Source organism: Vibrio paucivorans, assembly GCF_054053395.1.
The window spans coordinates 401,942-419,607 of record NZ_CM133231.1 but is presented as its reverse complement, the minus strand read 5'-3'; the positions used below and the strand labels follow the sequence as shown (position 1 = coordinate 419,607).

Annotated in this window: 10 protein-coding genes and 3 pseudogenes; 12 read left to right on the top strand and 1 reads right to left on the bottom strand. The window is 42.4% G+C overall.

The features are described from left to right. Positions 1-115: 115 nt before the first annotated feature. The 7 genes from ACXABW_RS17020 (at position 116) to ACXABW_RS16990 (ending at position 5,478) form a co-directional block, all read left to right on the top strand. Positions 116-397, top strand: coding sequence for a DUF6150 family protein (locus ACXABW_RS17020; RefSeq protein WP_457526421.1), 282 nt, complete (start codon positions 116-118; stop codon positions 395-397). 289 nt (positions 398-686) lie between these two features. Then, positions 687-2,504 carry a hypothetical protein gene (locus tag ACXABW_RS17015; protein WP_457526420.1) on the top strand — a complete coding sequence of 606 codons (1,818 nt, stop codon included), beginning with the start codon at positions 687-689 and terminating at the stop codon, positions 2,502-2,504. Positions 2,505-2,630: 126 nt separating this feature from the next. Further along, the gene (locus ACXABW_RS17010; RefSeq protein WP_457526418.1) at positions 2,631-3,218 is read left to right on the top strand and encodes a hypothetical protein; all 588 of its coding nucleotides are present in this window, start codon (positions 2,631-2,633) and stop codon (positions 3,216-3,218) included. A 424-nt stretch (positions 3,219-3,642) separates the two neighbouring features. After that, entirely contained in the window at positions 3,643-4,056 is a 414-nt protein-coding gene (locus ACXABW_RS17005) for a GFA family protein (protein ID WP_457526416.1), read from the top strand. A gap of 114 nt (positions 4,057-4,170) precedes the next feature. Then, positions 4,171-4,569 (top strand): FosG/FosC2-related fosfomycin resistance glutathione transferase, encoded by a 399-nt coding sequence (gene fos / locus ACXABW_RS17000; protein ID WP_457526414.1) that lies wholly within the window; start codon positions 4,171-4,173, stop codon positions 4,567-4,569. 296 nt (positions 4,570-4,865) lie between these two features. After that, positions 4,866-5,204 (top strand): GNAT family N-acetyltransferase, encoded by a 339-nt coding sequence (locus ACXABW_RS16995; protein WP_457526412.1) that lies wholly within the window; start codon positions 4,866-4,868, stop codon positions 5,202-5,204. A gap of 46 nt (positions 5,205-5,250) precedes the next feature. Further along, positions 5,251-5,478: a hypothetical protein gene (locus ACXABW_RS16990; RefSeq protein ID WP_457526410.1), complete on the top strand. Its 228-nt coding sequence runs from the start codon at positions 5,251-5,253 to the stop codon at positions 5,476-5,478. A 46-nt stretch (positions 5,479-5,524) separates the two neighbouring features. Here the strand turns inward: ACXABW_RS16990 and ACXABW_RS16985 are convergent. Continuing rightward, positions 5,525-8,510, bottom strand: a pseudogene (locus tag ACXABW_RS16985) (Tn3 family transposase). Between the two features lie 157 nt (positions 8,511-8,667). On the opposite strand from ACXABW_RS16985, the gene ACXABW_RS16980 reads away from it, so the two are divergent. The 5 genes and pseudogenes from ACXABW_RS16980 to ACXABW_RS16960 all read left to right on the top strand — a co-directional run bounded on the left by ACXABW_RS16980 (position 8,668) and on the right by ACXABW_RS16960 (position 17,427). After that, entirely contained in the window at positions 8,668-9,219 is a 552-nt protein-coding gene (locus ACXABW_RS16980) for a recombinase family protein (RefSeq protein WP_457526408.1), read from the top strand. Between the two features lie 382 nt (positions 9,220-9,601). Further along, a pseudogene (locus tag ACXABW_RS16975) lies at positions 9,602-10,373 on the top strand (IS5 family transposase); the annotation flags it as partial. Between the two features lie 55 nt (positions 10,374-10,428). Then, positions 10,429-10,576: pseudogene (locus ACXABW_RS16970) on the top strand (IS91-like element ISVa3 family transposase); the annotation flags it as partial. Positions 10,577-10,916: 340 nt separating this feature from the next. Further along, a complete protein-coding gene (locus ACXABW_RS16965; protein ID WP_457526406.1) occupies positions 10,917-11,720 on the top strand; it encodes an HAD family hydrolase in 804 nt (267 codons plus the stop codon). 19 nt (positions 11,721-11,739) lie between these two features. After that, positions 11,740-17,427, top strand: a complete 5,688-nt coding sequence (locus tag ACXABW_RS16960; RefSeq protein WP_457526404.1) for a condensation domain-containing protein — start codon at positions 11,740-11,742, stop codon at positions 17,425-17,427. Positions 17,428-17,666: the final 239 nt, after the last annotated feature.

Genomic DNA, 17,666 nt, shown 5'->3' with positions numbered 1-17,666 from the left:
GTGTTTATGGCACAATACTTTAGGTTCAGTGGAGGCGTTGCTCACTACTTAACGCGGCGTTAGGTGCACGCAGGAAATCGTGCTTTTGTAAGTATAATTGTCAAGAGGAAGTATCATGGCGTTAGTAAACGAAGTGAACTCAAGAAGTGTAGCGGACATTCTTGTTTGTGAAGTGAAATCAAGAAGTGTTGCTGATTTGTTGGTTTGTAAGGTTGATTCAAGGTCAATTGCTTCTGGTAATGACGGACTATGGTGTGAAGTTAACTCACGCAGTGTAGCAACCTCACTAATTAACTGGGTTTCTTCCCGTAGTGTTGCTGATTTATTGGTTTGTTTTGTTGATTCAAGGTCAGTAGCCGGTTGGCGAAGAGATCATCCACTAAAAGGTAAGCTGTAAGCACCTAACAAATCGCTTAACAGGGACTCCTAACGCTTGGCCACTTTTATACAAATCGGCTTCAGCGTTTAGGGCACAAATTTTAAGTTGGGTGGTATAGCGTTGTCGCCCGTTAGCAAGGCGTTATATTTTCTAAGATTCATCGCACCAAATGTGACTTGATTCATATCTTTGTATTGATTGCATAATTGTCCTAACCATAAAGTGGTCTTTATGATAAATGTGTTAACTAGATAGATAATTCTTCATTATTACATGAAGTTGCAGACTGCTGTGACAAGGAGGCTAGGTGGAAACTAATACTATCGCAGTTGAGAAACATAATGTTGCGCCATACTTATCTGTTTTATTAGGCGCAAAATCAACTAAAGAAGAATCATGTTCCGTTCATGAAGTAATTCTTCAACTATTGAAAGAAGAGTCTTCCGATGAAATGACGGTAGGACCAACTGTCAATGATGAAGTAGGAGAACTTGGAACAGTAAAAATCACATCATACACCATCTCAAAGGAACCTAGCTGGGCTAAAGGTTTGCCCCTTAAAGACTTAGAACACCACGTCTTCGTTAGCTTTAATGTTAGGGACCACTTAGCTTTCTATTTCTCTGAAAAAGGTAAAAAAGATACCATCCGAGAGTTTTTTGGGAAAAAACGATTGCCTAACTTGTTCCCAATTCCAATAAGTAAACTCAATGGCAACTTCATTAATGAAGATGAAATCAAAATGTTGTGGTTGTCAGGCATTCACGGTAGAGACAACTTTAAAGCAGACTCCAAAGTTTTAGGTGGTAAAAGTGTTGCTGACACACTTGACCCACTGATTGATCAATCGTACATGATGTCAGCTGTACGAACTGAAGTTTGGGGAACAAAATCAAAAAGCTCTGTCGGAATTAACCCGTTTAAATCGTCAATATGGCGAGGGCCTTGCAAAGATTGGAGTACTTTTGAGAACAGAGTACTAGAAATCTTAGATATACTGTCTGTTAACAGTGTTGAGTCAGAGAGCCCTATAGGGATTTTGTCTTATCCAATATCTAATTCTGATGACTTAAAAAAGCCATATGATTTTTCTCTTGTAGATTATGACTTTCTGCCAGAGGAAGACGGGCAACATCGTAAAGAATTGTTGAAAAAACTACAGTATGACTTTCATGTTGAACTGGTAAACAGTTTCATTGAAAGTGATGTTTCACTCGATATCTTCCACACAGGCAAGAAGGTGGGCAATATATGTGTAGAAGTTGAAGTTGACGACTATAAAGTTGCCTTTAAAGTTAAAAGTGAAACACCTTTAACCAAAAGTAAAAAACACTTCGACTTATTCAAGCGAGTGTTTTTGTATCCTGAACTTGTCAAGTGTTGGTTTGAGTCAGGGCACGCTGTAGTAAATGGCATGGTTTTCAGAACTGGTTATCAAGATGTAGAGTATGACAAATTCTTGTGGGCTGACTTTGAAAAATACGATATTAAAAAGGAAAAGCCTGGAGCAAATGCACAAAAACCATCGTTAAAGGACATTGGAAAAGAAAAGTCTTTATTTTGCTGGGTTCAAAAATGCTGGAGTGGAAATTGGCTAACGTCAGATGACTTTAACACCACAGAAAAACCACAAGGCTGGCTTTATTGTGATGATGGTGCTGGTGAAAAAGCCGACTTCATTCATTATGTTCAGCATGGCTCTCTTCACCTAATATCTTTAATTCACGTCAAAGCATCAAAATCAAGTGAGGCGTCCCGACGAATATCCGTAGGTGCTCACGATGTGGTACTAAATCAAGCTGTTAAGAATCTTAGGTATACTGCAAGGAAAGTCCTTGTTGAGGATCTAAAAGCAAGACATGACAATGCTGCTCACAAGGGATGTTGGTGCAATGGAGTCGAAGCAAAAGCTGAAGATTTCTTTGATGTGCTATTGGCTTTAAAAGATAACAAACATGTTAAAACTCGCGTTATTGTCGTTCAACCTCATACGCAGAAAAGTGTTTATCAAAAAAGTACAGGTAGCAAAATCAAAACTCAGCTAGATGTATTATTGGTCAGTGCTGAAAATGCAATTAGGTCTTCAGGAGCAGACTTTCATATTATTGGCCTTGCGGACAAATAAATATAACAAAAAGTTTAAGATGGATTCCAAACGCGTGCCGACTCGCTTACGCTCAAACATAGCACGCGTTTGTCACCACTTAACTTGGCGTTAGGCTAAATTATTTTAGTTAGGAGATACGGCTCTATGGCAGTAGAGAGAGTAGAGGCAATTAAAACAACATATAATGGTATTGAATACCGCTCACGAACAGAGGCTCGTTGGGCTGTGTTTTTTGATGGTATTGGAGTGCAATTTGAATACGAGAAAGAGTATGTAGAACTATCAAATGGTCAAAAGTATCTACCAGATTTTTTCCTTCCCGAATTCAATGCATTTTTTGAGGTGAAGCCAAATTCAGATGCTATAGTCACTGAGGAATGCGTCAAAGCTCGCCAGCTTTCTCAGGATTTGGCTGATAAAGCGATTAACGTTTGGTTAGCTACTGGTGGCCCCTCAGAGCAAAATGGAAATGTGATACCACTAAACCATTGGGATTTAGCAGATAACATTGAGCATATTCTATCCGTCAGGGAAAACCGTTATATGTTTTATCAGGATCGTAGAGACGAAGGTATCTACTGGCTATATGCGGTAGATTATTCAGATACTATGAGGTCGGCATACTTTATTGGTGGTTGGGGAACTGAAACCGATCATATGAGAGAGCCAATGATGTTTGGTCAGGTTCAGGCTGCATATCAAAGAGCCCGTGAGTATTCGTTCGAAAATTAAGCCTAACAATCTGTTTAAGAGTGATTCGCAACGCTTGGCATTTTTGCTATGCGTTGCGTTTTGTGTTTAAGGTGGTATGCGGGAGCTTCGGTATTGCGTTGCTCAAATATATGGTCTCCCCCTGTTTTGCAAGTCAGTAGCGTGATTAAAAGCGCAGGTTAACTTCCATATATGCGGCCTGTTTTAACGGCTATTGCCTTGGCCAAGATGAGGAAGTCGAACACGAAGTCCTAATCACCTTATCGACTTTAAAAGCCAGAGTGAGCAGAAGGTTTTCAACGTGTAGGATTTATCCTGTTATTCATCTCACTACGTACTTTGCAAAGGGTGGTGTTTGCTGTTTGATGTTGGTTGGTACTCTTCGTTTTTGTTGTGACTTATAAGCTACTATTAAGTCTCACGCACTACTAAGGTTGGAGGACCTATGAAAGGTAAAGGGAAATGTCTATGTGGTTCGGTAGAGCTGGAAGTAGAGTACGCCAGTAAAGAAGTGGCAGCTTGCCATTTTAGTATGTGTAGAAATTGGTCGGGTGGCCCGATGTTAGCGATTGATTGTGCCGATTCAGTTAAGATAACGGGTGAATCTAATGTAGTTAGATATCAATCATCCGATTGGGCGGAAAGAGGTTTTTGCGGTAAGTGCGGTACTCACTTGTTCTACTTTTTAGTACCGAACAATCAATACCACCTTCCTGTTGGGCTATTGGTGTCCGGCGATGAGTACAAACTCACTCACCAAATCTTCATTGACGAAAAGCCCGAGTATTACGAATTTAAGAATGAAACTCATGATATGACAGGAGCGGAAGTTTTTGCTCACTTTGAAAGTGGTGAATAAATAACGCCTTTTTGGTTACGCTGTAACTATAAGCTCATTCTAAATTGAACTTAATAAGGTTTGGTATATTGTCGTGGTAACCTTGTACCCGTACAAGGGCGTTAAAGGAAGAACATGATTATAGGACTTAACCATATAACTATTGCTGTTAGAGATTTAGAGCGTTCTTTAAAGTTCTACACCGAAACCTTGGGCTTCGCCGCTCACGTAAAGTGGGATAGTGGAGCTTATCTCTCCGTTGGTGAACTTTGGTTTTGTCTTTCACTCGACGAACCTTGCCCTAAACTCGACTACACACACATTGCGTTTGATATCGAATCGAAAGATTTTGAAGCTTTTACAGAGCGTGTGATTTCATCGGGTGTCGAAATCTGGAAAAAGAATAAGAGTGAAGGGCAATCACTTTATCTGCTTGATCCTGATGGGTATAAACTAGAAATACACTCAGGCTCGCTCCAAAGCCGATTAGAGTCGCTAAAAGCTAAGCCTTATAACGGCCTAGTTTGGCTTTAATGTTCCTTTCCTTTCAAACTTCCCATTCGCATGTTCACATAAGTCGTTCTCCTTTTATTGAGTATGACTTATGTGTGACCGGCGCATATCTACGACAAAATGATTCCATTCTTTACCAAACTCGCTAGATTAGTAACAACCAAAGGGTAGAACTTCATAAAACAGTGTTGTGTATCAACACGTTGATAATGACTTCGTGAGAGGACGTTTTATATTGATTTCATTTCAGCCTACCGCCGACTTAGAGGCTTCTGCCAAAGTAACTTTCGAAAATATGGCCCCTTATTACGCCCACTATGGCGTTGATTGGGAATGCTCGAAAATACACGAGCAAATTGTGTGTCTCGAAAACTTGGGATGTGCTGTACAACGGTGAAGTGGTCGGTGCTATTCGCTTAGCTTATGATGGCGATGATTGTTGGTTACGTGACTTACAAGTGAGCGGCGAGTATCAAAATAAAGGTATCGGTGCGGCAGCGCTATCTGAAGTTGAACGTTTGGCTCACAACAAGGGTTCGCGCCGAATGTGGTTAAGAGTATTTAAAATCAGCCCAGCGCGAAACTTGTACTTAAGATCTGGCTTTGTCATGGATAGAGAAGAAGAACGATTCCACTACATGTGTAAAGAACTATAGACTGGAAACTAAACAAGCAATAAAAGACCATAGCTAAGGAGAGCGAATGGATACGGATATCTTTAAAGTTGAAGTGTTAACCAGTGAGCACGTGAAACACGTTACTCAGCTGTGGCGCGATTCAATGAGTGAAGCGCTTGGCATCGAGCCTGTTCATTCTTTTCAGTCTCAAGCCTATTTTCTCGAATACGTTCTTCCCACCGATTATCAGGTTGTAGTAGTTGTTGACTCGCTTAGGGGGTTGAGGTCCAACGGAACGAAAGTGTACGTTTAGAGGGTTAAATTATTGATAAGACGTAATTTATCTTTCTCATGTCGACTCAATATTTATCACTATTATTAAGGTTTAAAGGTCTTAACTCTCCTTTCTCTAAGTCTTCTGGCAAGGTAAATGTGTAATGACCTAACATATTGATATGTTTGTATATTAGTGGAGATAGCCGAGATATATCGTCTTCTATAATTTCTTCATTGTTGGACCGCATCCAATCTAATGCTTCCTGCATATAGAGAGTATTCCATAACACGATGGCATTGGTAACGATACCTAAAGCACCTAGCTGATCTTCTTGCCCCTCTCGATAGCGCTTTTTAATTTCTCCACGTTGACCATAGCAAACCGCTCTAGCGACGGCGTGCCGACCTTCTCCTCTATTGAGCTGTGTTAAGATCCTACGGCGATAATCTTCATCGTCTATATAGTTAAGCAAGTACAAGGTTTTGTTCACTCTGCCAACGTCCATAATGCCTTGAGCTAAACCTGATGGACGGCTGCTCTTGAGCAAAGACCGAACTAGCTCGGATGCCCGAATAGTGCCGAGCTTCAATGAGCCAGCGGTTCGCATCATTTCATCCCACTGCTCTTCAGCTTTTGAAAGATCCGTACAACTTCGAGCTAGATCATCTAGCGGCCCGTAGTCAGCAGACTTATCTACTCGCCAGAATACCGCTTCTCCTGCATCAGCCAATCGTGGGGAGAACTGATACCCTAACAGCCAGAATAAACCAAATATAATATCGCTAGCGCCAGTAGTATCTGTCATGATCTCAATGGGATTGAGCCCTGTTTGCTGCTCCAGTATTCCTTCCAATACATAAAGTGAGTCTCGTAACGTTCCTGTCACGACGATGCCATGAAAACCAGAATATTTATCTGAGATGAAGTTGTACCAAGTGATCCCACGTCCAGCACCAAAGAATTTCCGGTTCGGACCTGCATTCACTGTTTTTGCTGAGGAAGTTAAACGCATTCCATCCGCGGAAGCAACATTTCCGTCACCCCAAGCATTTGTTAATGGTTGTTTTATATGGAAAGTAACTAACCTAGTATTCGCGTTAGTTAATGTTTCTGCTCGAAAGTAATTTTGTTTAACCCAACTTAATCTGTGCCGAGTTAGGGCAGGCACATTCGATTTGATCAATGGTTCTAGACCGATATTGCAAGCTTCAGCCATCAATACCGCACATACACTGATGTGTAACCCCTGCGCTCTTGCCTCGGACTCCCTAACGTGGGTAAATTCCTGTGTAAAGCCTGTCCAAGCATCAACTTCGAGTAATAACTCCGTTAAGTCTACTGGCGGGATCAACTGCTTTACTCGGCGATTCAGAGTTTTTAATGACAGAGACTCTTCAAGTTTATCTAAATTCGAAATGGTCAATGATGGGTGCTTACCATTGGTACAAATACTCACTTCGGTGTTTTCATCAAATCTGTCAGCGACTTCTCTCCATGTATCGTCTAATTGTCGCGCGAGCTGCCGCATAGCTTCATGACCGTTCGTTGGATGGCCAAGAGCCCGACAAACGGGCACTCGTTGAGCTTGCCACGCTTCACCATTTAAGAGCTTTTCTCTAGGATTACCCCAACGGTCACTCTTTGTCACCCAGACGTCTCGGCGGCGGAGTGAATCTTGCAGACGCTCTAAGAAACACAAAGAGTAACCGGCGCGTTGTATACGACCATCCCCGTCATATACAAGCCTTTTCCATGATGTCTTAACGATGTGCTCAGGCGCATCGTCGAGAAAGCGTCTTTTCGTCTTTTTCAGCTCGGCAAGGTAATGAATGCTTTCCAGTGTACTCTCCCCAGCGGCAACCGCTGAGAAATGAAGCTCCTCTAGAACCGTCGGTAAAAAGCGTTTTACGCGCCCATATTGCTCAACCATTTCGTCACAAAAATGATTGTTCTGGGAGCGAGCGAGCTCATTGATTTTTTCAACAGACTCAAGCAGATTCTCTTCTGAAACTCGCTTAAATATCGACGTTCTCAGTTCCGTGTCACCGGTTTTTTCGTCAAGCAAAACAGAGCAAGCTCTTGCTAACAACAAGGCTGCTCTGTCAAGGTCTTTTAAGGTTCTGAGTCGCTTTTTTTGACCGATTTTTTTGGCTTCGCGTGTAACATCAGTGATCAAGAGGTCGAGTACATCAATGGCGTCATCCAAAGCAATAATTTCTTGCGCTTTGACGAAAGCTGTCAGTACTGCAAGCTTTCGCTCCTCTGGCATTCGAGAAATATACTTCACTGAAACCATCCCCGCATAGCGAGCCAAGTTACGCAGTTGTATGAGAGGGAGATCTGTAAAATTTAGTTTAGAAATCTCTAAACTACGCAAAGTTGAATATTGAGAGAGTGCACTCAGAACGGAGGGACCGCTAATGGTGGTTGGGCCTTTTCTTAGTAATTCAAGTTGTGATAAGCGTTGACCTTCAGGCACTTCCAATAGCGCCAGCAACTGAGCCTTTTGCCATTGGTTGGGAAGTGCGGCCAACTTCTTCCAGAGTCTTTTCTGTGCTCGCTCGCGAACTTCACTAATCAAGCGAACCAATGTTGTGGCGCCTGGGAGCAAGACCTTATTTTGAAGTAGCCAGGCAGTAGCAAAATCAAACATGAGTCCTGGACGTTCATTACTCAACCATGCTCGAGCGAACAGTTGTCTCTTTAGGCGAAAAGACCAAGGAAAACTACCAAAATCTCGATAGCCGTAATGCTTTTTAATTAGAAAGGTGTGTTCTCGGTGAGTGGTGGGACGCTGAGCGTAACGCATGAGCACTTGCGGATGACGGATCCCAATTTGTTTGGCGACAAACTGTTTCACACTGGGGTAAATCGGCTCTAAGTCGGTAACGAATGTTCCAAGAAACCGAACCGTGGTCAGTTACGATTGTGCTTTCCTCGACGTTGCTGGAAAACGCCAGATCGCGCTCATCAAGATGGAAGTAACGAGCTAATTGAACATCATTTGGCTCGGCGGCATAACACCCATAGTTTTGCTTTTGTTCCTCGGTCAAAAAATCGACTGGCATATTCTTTTCCTACAAACTGAAAATTTAACAATCTCGCAACCGTCCGAAATGTTATAATTTATCGGACACCATAAAACAGATGCTTATGAGTGTCTATTTAATCGACAAAATGAGATAGTAGACACGGATTGTCTACTATTCGATATAGGAGACGATTTTGAGATTATTTGGGTATGCACGTGTATCGACCAGTCAGCAATCCCTCGATATTCAGATCAAGGCGCTAAAAAGTGCTGGCGTAAAACCGAGTAAAATTTTTAGCGACAAAGTTTCAGGAAATACTCAGAACAGGAAAGGACTCGAATTGCTTCAGATGAAAGTGGAAGAAGGTGATGTAATTCTAGTCAAAAAACTGGACCGATTAGGTCGTGACACAGCAGATATGATCAGTCTGATCAAATTATTTGATGGGATGGGTGTAGCCATCAAGTTTCTAGATGATGGGATCAGCACTGAAGGTGAAATGGGAAAGATGGTGGTCACCATCTTATCAGCTGTGGCCCAAGCTGACCGTCACCGGATACTAGAACGAACTAACGAAGGACGAATAGAAGCAAAATTGAAAGGGATTCGGTTTGGTCGTGAACGTTCTATCGATCGAAAACTACTGCTTGCCTTGCATGAAGATGGTATTGGGGCCACTCAGATATCTCGGCAGTTAAAAATTGCAAGGTCTACGGTCTATAAGATCCTAAAAGACATGGTGTAAATTCACCAAATTCAAGCACTCTGAAGAAGTCTTGGATGGACCTCAAAATTGACTCAAACTAAGCAAAGGAATATGATAATAACCTTACAATTTCAAAGGTTAAATTGTATGAGTTATTCAAAGCCAACAGTTTTAGCAAAAAGTTCTAAGTATATGGCGCAATGTCGTCCTAACAGCAAACCTAGCGGCAGACCTTGTAATCCACCTGGACCAAGTGGGCGTTAATTTTCACAACTGACACAACTCGAAGCGGCGATATTTTCGTCGCTTTTTTATTTATATAGAGGGGCATTGTTGCCTAAATCCATTGAACCTTTTCTAAGTCCTGCGATCTGATCCTTTGTGATGGCTAGAACGGCGGTGACATGGGTAAAGCAAAACCCATCATGGTAAGTGTGGTAGAGGCTTCCAGCATTCAGATACAGCGATTGAAACTGCCTTGATGCTCAAGGGGATTTTCTCTCTGCCATTGCGTGCACTTCAAGGCTTTATCGACTCGATCTACGAGTTATTGGATGTTCCGCTGACGTCCCCTGACTACACCTGTATCAGTAAACGCTCGAAGATGGTTCAGGTTAAATATCGTAATAAATCTAGAGGTGCTATTCGCCATGTGGCTATTGACTCAACTAGCCTCAAAGTCTTTGGCGAGGGTGAGTGGAAAGTGAAAAAGCATGGCGTAGAAAAGCACAGAATATGGCGTAAATGTGGATACTCACGAAGCTGTTAGTGCGGAAGTCAGCCTTGTAAATGTTGGCGATAGTGAAGTGCTACCGACGCTGCTCAATCCACTACGCAGAAAGATCACTGCCGTATCTGCCGATGGAGCATATGACACCCAAAATTGTCATGAGATTCTGAAAAAGAAAGGTTGTACTGCGTTGATACCGCCTCGGAAGAATGCAGCACTTTGGGAGGATGGTCATCCCAGAAACGAAGCGGTGGTAGCTCTGAAAAATGGCACAATAGCAAAGTGGAAAGCTGAATCTGGTTATCACTATCTCTCAATATCTGAGACCGCAATGTCTCGATATAAAGGACTAACAAGCGGTAAATTCAGCTTGAGATGTCACAACGCTCAAGTTGGTGAAATCATGGCGAATGTCAAAGCCATAAACAAAGTCATAGGACTAGGTATGCCCGTCAGAGGCTAACGGCTAGTTATACATGAAGTCGTTGTTCTCCTACCTGATTTGATCAACAACGCCCTTTACAGGTAATGACCCGTACCAGTGTGTACTATGTGGAGGCAGAATGGAATTTACAGGCTTTATGAAAGGTCCAAAAAAATGACCAACTACTGGATAATCGTCGAATGAGCATGCGCGAATCGCGTCGATTAGGCGTAGCAGCTTAGGATAAGTCCGTCTAAGTCCAGTAATTTAGTAGAAAAAATACCCACATTGTCTATAAAACAATCTGACCTTAAATTTGCAGTAAACACTCACGATTCAAACTGGATATTTACCTCGCAAACGACCTTGATGGTTATGATTGAGTTTCTTAACCATCAAGGCTGCACGCCTATTGTCTCCATAAAAATTAGTCATAACTTGCTTGTGCTTCTAGCTAATGTGACTTTATTTCCAGCCTCAAAAAAATATTGTTCTAATAATGACCACTTAATTTATGCTCCCTTTAAATATGAACCAAGTGGCACTGCTCATTTGTGCCTATGTTAGTTAGAGGAAGTAAAATTGTTACCTTATAAAGCGGTTGTTTCTGATTTGGACGGAACATTACTAAATGATAGTGGACAGCTATCCGATACTACACTGTCTGTGCTCACTGAACTTTCAAACAAAGGAGTCGAACTGATACTAGCGACAGGCCGCCACCCAAAGGATGCACAACAAATTGTCGGCGCCCTAGGGCCTAAAGTGAGTATTATTGGACTCAACGGTGCGCTAACTTTATGTCATGAAAATGGAAGTATTATTGATGAGCATCATATTGATGCAGGTTGCATGGCCGAGTTGCTAGAGCTGATTAAGGCAGAAGGTATCCACTTAAGTATTTTTGACGACGAAGGCTGGAAGTTGCACGAAGTCAATAAGATGGTCGAAGCATACGCATCCTTCTCTGGTTTTCCATACACATTAGTATCCCCTCAACAGTTCAACAACTTAAAAGTGAATAAACTTTTGTTATGGAAAGAAGAAGGGATCTACGCTGTCGAGAAAAAAATTAACGATACTATGGGGGGACGAATTGAGTGCTATCGAACGTCACAGCATCAGCTTGAAATCGGCCCGCCTAAAACGTCTAAAGCAAGTGCCGCAATTTACTTGCTGTCCAATAAAGGCATCTCTTTTCAACGTCAGGCTATAGCTTTCGGCGATGCCCTAAACGATTTACCCATGCTCAGCCAAGCCGCACAAGGGGTGTTGATGAAAAATGCAATGCCAGAGTTAGCCAATCAACTGAGTTCGTTACCAATAGCCAGTTGTAATGTCACCGATGGTGTCGCTCACTTCCTCAGACAAACGTTCAATATCTAAATATTAAAAGGTATATAGAATGAAACACCTTGCATCCAGCTACGAAAAAGCATTCTTCATTGATTCACAAACAGAAGCTCACAACGTTATCTCGAACACTTATCTTGTCCTCGATATTGAAGGGGAGCTCAAGCCAGAACTAATGCAGAAATCCATTGCTTACGGCTTTAGTTTTCCATGCTTTCATTACCAATATAAATTACAGAATGATCAGCTGTACAAGGAATTAAAACCTTACACAGTAGAAATTCCCTACTTTGACTTTTCTAACCAACCTTGTTCAGAACAATCGTTTCAAAACTTACTAGAAGGCTATTACCAAGATAAGCTTGTATTCGACGGGAGGCCACTGTTTAGAGGAGCAGTGTGCAAAATGGGGTCAAACCTCTACAAAGCCATTATCATGTGTCACCATATATGCCTTGATGGCACCGGATTTCAGATATTCTTTTCGCATATAAGAGAAGCTTATCAGACCCTCAACCTTGGGCAGTGTTTAGTCCCGCTTCATGAACAGCTTGCACTTGATGAGTATGCTGTTAAGGCAACGTTGTCAAAGGCAGACAAAGAATGTGCACTGCACTTTTGGCAAAGTACTTTAAACGGTGCACCATCCAAGGTTGAGTTCGACCATGTCGTATACCCTAATCAGAGACAAGTAGCCAGTGAACATCTGTCACTAGGACATCAATTAAGTCAGCAAGTGAAATCCTACTGTCGTAAAAAGGGCCTGACTACAAATATGTTCTTTAAGGGATTATACGCACTACTTGTATCACGAATGGCAAATCAATCGGTTGTTACTGTAACGTCGCCAATGGACAGAAGAACGAAACATAGCAAGCAACAAATGGGGTGTTTTGTTAATACTCGTCTAGATGTATTTAACTTGGAAACAGTGAAAACGCTGGATGATTATTGGTTGCAGATCAAACAATTCAATCGACTAAGTAAAGCATATGGTGATCTTCCGTATATGGAACTGGTACGGCACCTTAAGCAATATGGTGAAGAGCCTGAGTTGATGGTTAACAACGTTGCATTCGGCAGTACTATAGGCATCAACAACATGCTAAAACTGGATGAGCAATGTCACATCACGCAGAACTACAGTTTTATTGACCTTAATGCAGACATTCAGCTACTTTTCTGCGAAAGCTCTCAGCAAAGCTTCAACTTTCGTTTCGACTATCTCCAAACGTATGTAGAAAGTGGCTTGTTTACTGATTTTTTAAAGCGTTTAAAACGCATAATCGACTTTGTCATTACCGAACATCCACAATCACTGGCGAGTATTCCTCTTCTTGAACCTCAAGAAACACTCGAACAGCGATATCAAGGTTTTCCAGAAAAATCTCTTGCGCAGTTGGTGCACCAGTGGGTAGTTGAGTCCCCTGCCACGGTGGCAATGATTGATACTGTATCTGGTGAAGCAATGAGTTATCGCCAGCTTCACCGCCAAGTGTCTGACGTTGCACATTATCTAGCTCAAGTCAAAAGCCAAGTAAATGAGAAAAATGCATGCGTCGCTATAAACCTATCTAGTCTCAGTGACACCGTTATTACGATCCTTGCCACACAATATCTAGGGATCCCATTTACCTGCGTTGACTGCAGTGCTCCTATGGCGCGACAGCAATCAGTTATGAAGCAACTTTCACCAATGGCGTTAATTGGTGAGGCTATTCCTATGTCAGATGAAGTAAGTTATCGCCACCTTCCTTCACTTGAGGGGCTTACTATTGCCCCTCAACTCGTTGAACCTGCAATGACCTATGACTGTGGTATTAGTCAATACATATTTACTTCAGGTACAACAGGCCAACCGAAAGCAGTAGCTTTATCTCACCGTGCTTTTGTTAGCACGCTACATAACAGTGAGGCGATCCCAGTTGGTCAGAAAATTCTCTACTCCGCCAATGAAGCTTTTGATGCAGCCTCTCTTCAGCTGTGGTTAGCTTTTCTTCACGGTCGCACTTTGGTTATACCTGGACGAAATGAAATCGCCAATCCAGAATCAATGGAACGATTGATCAAAGATTATAATGTTGACCATATGTTTTTGACGACCGGATTGTTCGAAACCTACATGTCTTCTAATAAACGTGAAATGTTTAACGGGCTTGAAACACTTGTTTTTGGAGGAGACGCAGTTTCAAAACAAACGGTAGAGCGCGGACTGGATTGCAATATTCGTAACCTTATTAACATTTATGGCCCAACAGAAACAACCATTTATGTCACTTCGCACCGTTGCTCCCGCGAGGATCTCACCGCGAGTGCTATTCCGATAGGAAAACCTCGACCGAATGCCCAAGTTTGGGTTGTCGATAATAGTGATCGACTGCTGGGACCAGGTATGGTTGGACATATTATTGTAACAGGAGATTGTATATCAGAGGGCTACGTCGGTGTATCGTCACAAAACGATAAGTTCTGTGATGTATCAATTAATAGACGCACGCAAAGAGCCTATCGAACCGGCGATTATGGTTACTATCGTGAAGATGGAGTAGTGGTTTTCCGAGGGCGTAAAGACGATCAGATTAAGCTGCGTGGTTATCGAATAGAGCTGGCTGAAATTCGTCAGGCACTTGAACAAATCCCAGAAATTCAAATGGCAGCGGTGATACTCAAGAAGAAAGCAAATGGTAAACAGTTACTTGGCTATTATCAATCTGAGCACCCAATAGCGCCGCATGCGTTACGCAAGCAACTAAATCATTGGCTTCCGAGCTATATGGTACCAACATTCCTTATTCATGTTGAATCTATGCCGTTAAACCGAAATGGCAAGCTGGACAGGCACATGCTTCCAGAGCCAGATGTGGCAAAAGAAGATTTACGTGAGCTTACTGAATTACAACGAACTTTACTTGAACAAGCTTGTGATGTGCTAGAACTGCCGTCTTTATCTCTTAGTGACGACTTTGTTTCTCAGGGCGGAGATTCAATTTCGGCGATATTGCTATCTGTAGGCTTGGAAGAGAAGGGAATGCGACTGTCTACCTCAGATATTATGAAGTTCCGTTGTTTTGATGAGATGGCAGAAAAGATTTCTATATCCGAAAAAAAACAAATAATGCTTGGAGAAAAGCAAGGTAGCTTTAATTTGCTCCCAGCTCAGAGGTGGTTTTTTGAACAAAACTTTGCTAAGCCTGAACACTTTAATCAGGCGGTGCTGATGAAACTTCCCAGTTTAGCGGAATTTACACGCTTATCTGCAGCACTCACGCAACTCACGCAATACCACGATTGTTTTTGGTTGCGGTTTAAAGACAAGACACAGCAAACCTTTATAAACAAAGACCACTGCCACTTTGAACTCAAAGAAAAACAATTGGCTAATTGGGAGGAGGTAGAAGGAGAAATTGCAGCTCTGAATGCCTCGTTTGAGTTGAATGGTGGACCTTTAATGAAAGCTCTTTTACTACGGATATCTGAAGAAAGCCAACCTTACCTGTATCTTTGTGCCCACCACCTCGTTGTTGATGGCGTCTCATGGCGACGCATTAGTACAGACTTACAGGGTTACTTTGAGCAAGGTGCGAACTTTCAACCTGCCCCCTATTCCAATACACAATGCTATCAAGCGCATTGGGAGTTATTCGAGTTCGATGAAAAAGAAGTCGATTACTGGCTAAGCATGGAAGCAAATGCCTCTACGTCTTGCGGTGATGTCTTAGATAGTGTCATCACACGGCATAAAGTGGTCCTAACAGAGTCCCAGACTAATGCACTTCTTGGTGTGGCCAATCAACCTTATGGAACAAACAGCAACGAACTTCTCATCAGTGCACTTTACCGTGTATTTAGCGAAACGGATAGAGCATTTAGCCTACTGATAGAAGGCCATGGTCGTAAGTCTTTTAGCGATACAGTGCGCTGTGATGCCACGGTTGGTTGGTTTACTAGTATTTTCCCGCTTTGCCTAACAGCAAATGAAGGCGGATGGGCTGAGTTGATCAAAACAACGAAACAAAGTTTACGTAGCTTACCTTCCAAAGGAGAAAACTACCTTGCTCTTGCTTATGGGCATGCAGAAGAGAGTGTGAGAAAAGGTCTTCAGGCGTTTTTAAAACTTCCCGTCAGCTTTAATTTTCTGGGGCGTTTTGGCCGTGGCGATGGCCATGATTGGCAGATAGAGCAGCGTTACAACCAACAGCTCGTCAGCGTAGCTAACAAGCCTTTTCGTGCCCTAGATATTAACGCTTGGGTCAGTGGCGAAAAATTGTGCGTTGAGTTTGAAATGCTTGAGGGTGCCTTCAATCACCTGACGGTAGCTCAGTTGGGACACAAATTCCATACGACACTTCTGGAATTAGTTGAACATTGTAATGCTCCTGATTGCCAAGGAGGGCTAACGCCCTGCGACCTCACAGATCTTGTAGTGAATCAAAAAACTATTGAAAGCTTAGAAGATAAGGTCGGACCGCTAGAAGATATATATACAGCGACAGAATTTCAGCGTGAGCTGTTATATTTCAACCGAGTGAATCCTGACTACCAGATTGACCAACTTTACTTCGAACTTGAAGGCGAGCTAGATCAAGACGCTTTTAGGGCAGCTTGGACTCAGGCGTTAATCAAACATGATATTTTGAGATCTGGGTTTGATGACTCGGTTACGCCTGGACTCCCGTTGGTGCTGGTACCTCGTAAGACTCAATTGCCATTGATTTACCAAAACTGGGAAGAGTTGGATAATGAACGTCAACTAGAGGAGGCAATCGCCAGTGAACGCCAGCGCCCATTTGATTGGCATAATCCGCCACTGCTAAGGCTTTTATTGGCGAGAACTAGCGAAAAGCGTCACTTCTTGTTGTTCACTTTTCATCATGTGTTGTTTGATGGTTGGTCTATGCAGATATTCCTACGCGAGATTCGGGAAGATTATGAACGTTTAGTAAAAGGAGAGCCTCTGAATGCAGAGCTACGTCGTTTTTCTGATTTTCCCCGCTGGCTAAGTGCCCAGCCGAAACAAGCCGCATCACAATATTGGGCACAGTACTTATGCGATGCTCAGATGAATATGCGGGTTATACCAGATTGCAATGATATCGATAGTGCTGGATTACGTATTCAGTCAGTGAAAGGGAAACTAAAGCAATCACATAGTGAAAAATTACGACAAGCGGCTATTAACAAAGGTGCAACATTAAATCAGTTCTGTCAGTTTGCATGGGCGGCAACTTTATCGAAATATGCGGACAGCCGCGATATTGTATTTGGTACAACTCTCACTAAGAGACCAATGGAAATATCTAAAGTGACCGAGCTGGTTGGATTATTTGTAGCAACTCCGCCACTGAGAATACCGCTTGAGGGCTCTATTTCAAATATGGTTCAACGGTTGAATGAAAATAATGAACAGCGTATGGAGCATGCGTTCTATGACCTCAATCATTACGATGAGCATTGGCGACCAACTGCACCATTCGGAACTTTGTTTGTGTTTGAAAACTACCCCGAGCAAAACATGGGAGATAACTATAGTTTGGGGTATCACCATTTAGGTACAGTGAGTGGTACAAATCACCAGATAGTGTTGTGCTTGTTCCCTGGGGAGCAACTGGAGTTTAGTCTGTTTTATGACAGTTCAGAGATTTCCGCTGAATTGGCAAAAAATATTATACATGACTATCAGAAAGTGTTAACAAAACTGATTGATGCAGAGAGAGCTGAGGGCTTATTACTTACCACATAGTCACTGCCAGTGAGCCTTAAGCCCCTCATTAGAGTATTCTGATGAGGGGCTTTACACCTTAATAATAGTGATAAATATTAAACCGACATAAGAAAGATAAATAGCGTCTTATCAATAACTTAACCATCTAAACGTACACTATCGTTCCGTTGGACCTCAAACCCCGCTTACTGCATTGCCCGCGGCCTTTATGGCAAGTTCTGATCTTGAAGTAAACCAGTTGTACGTAGCTCCGCAGT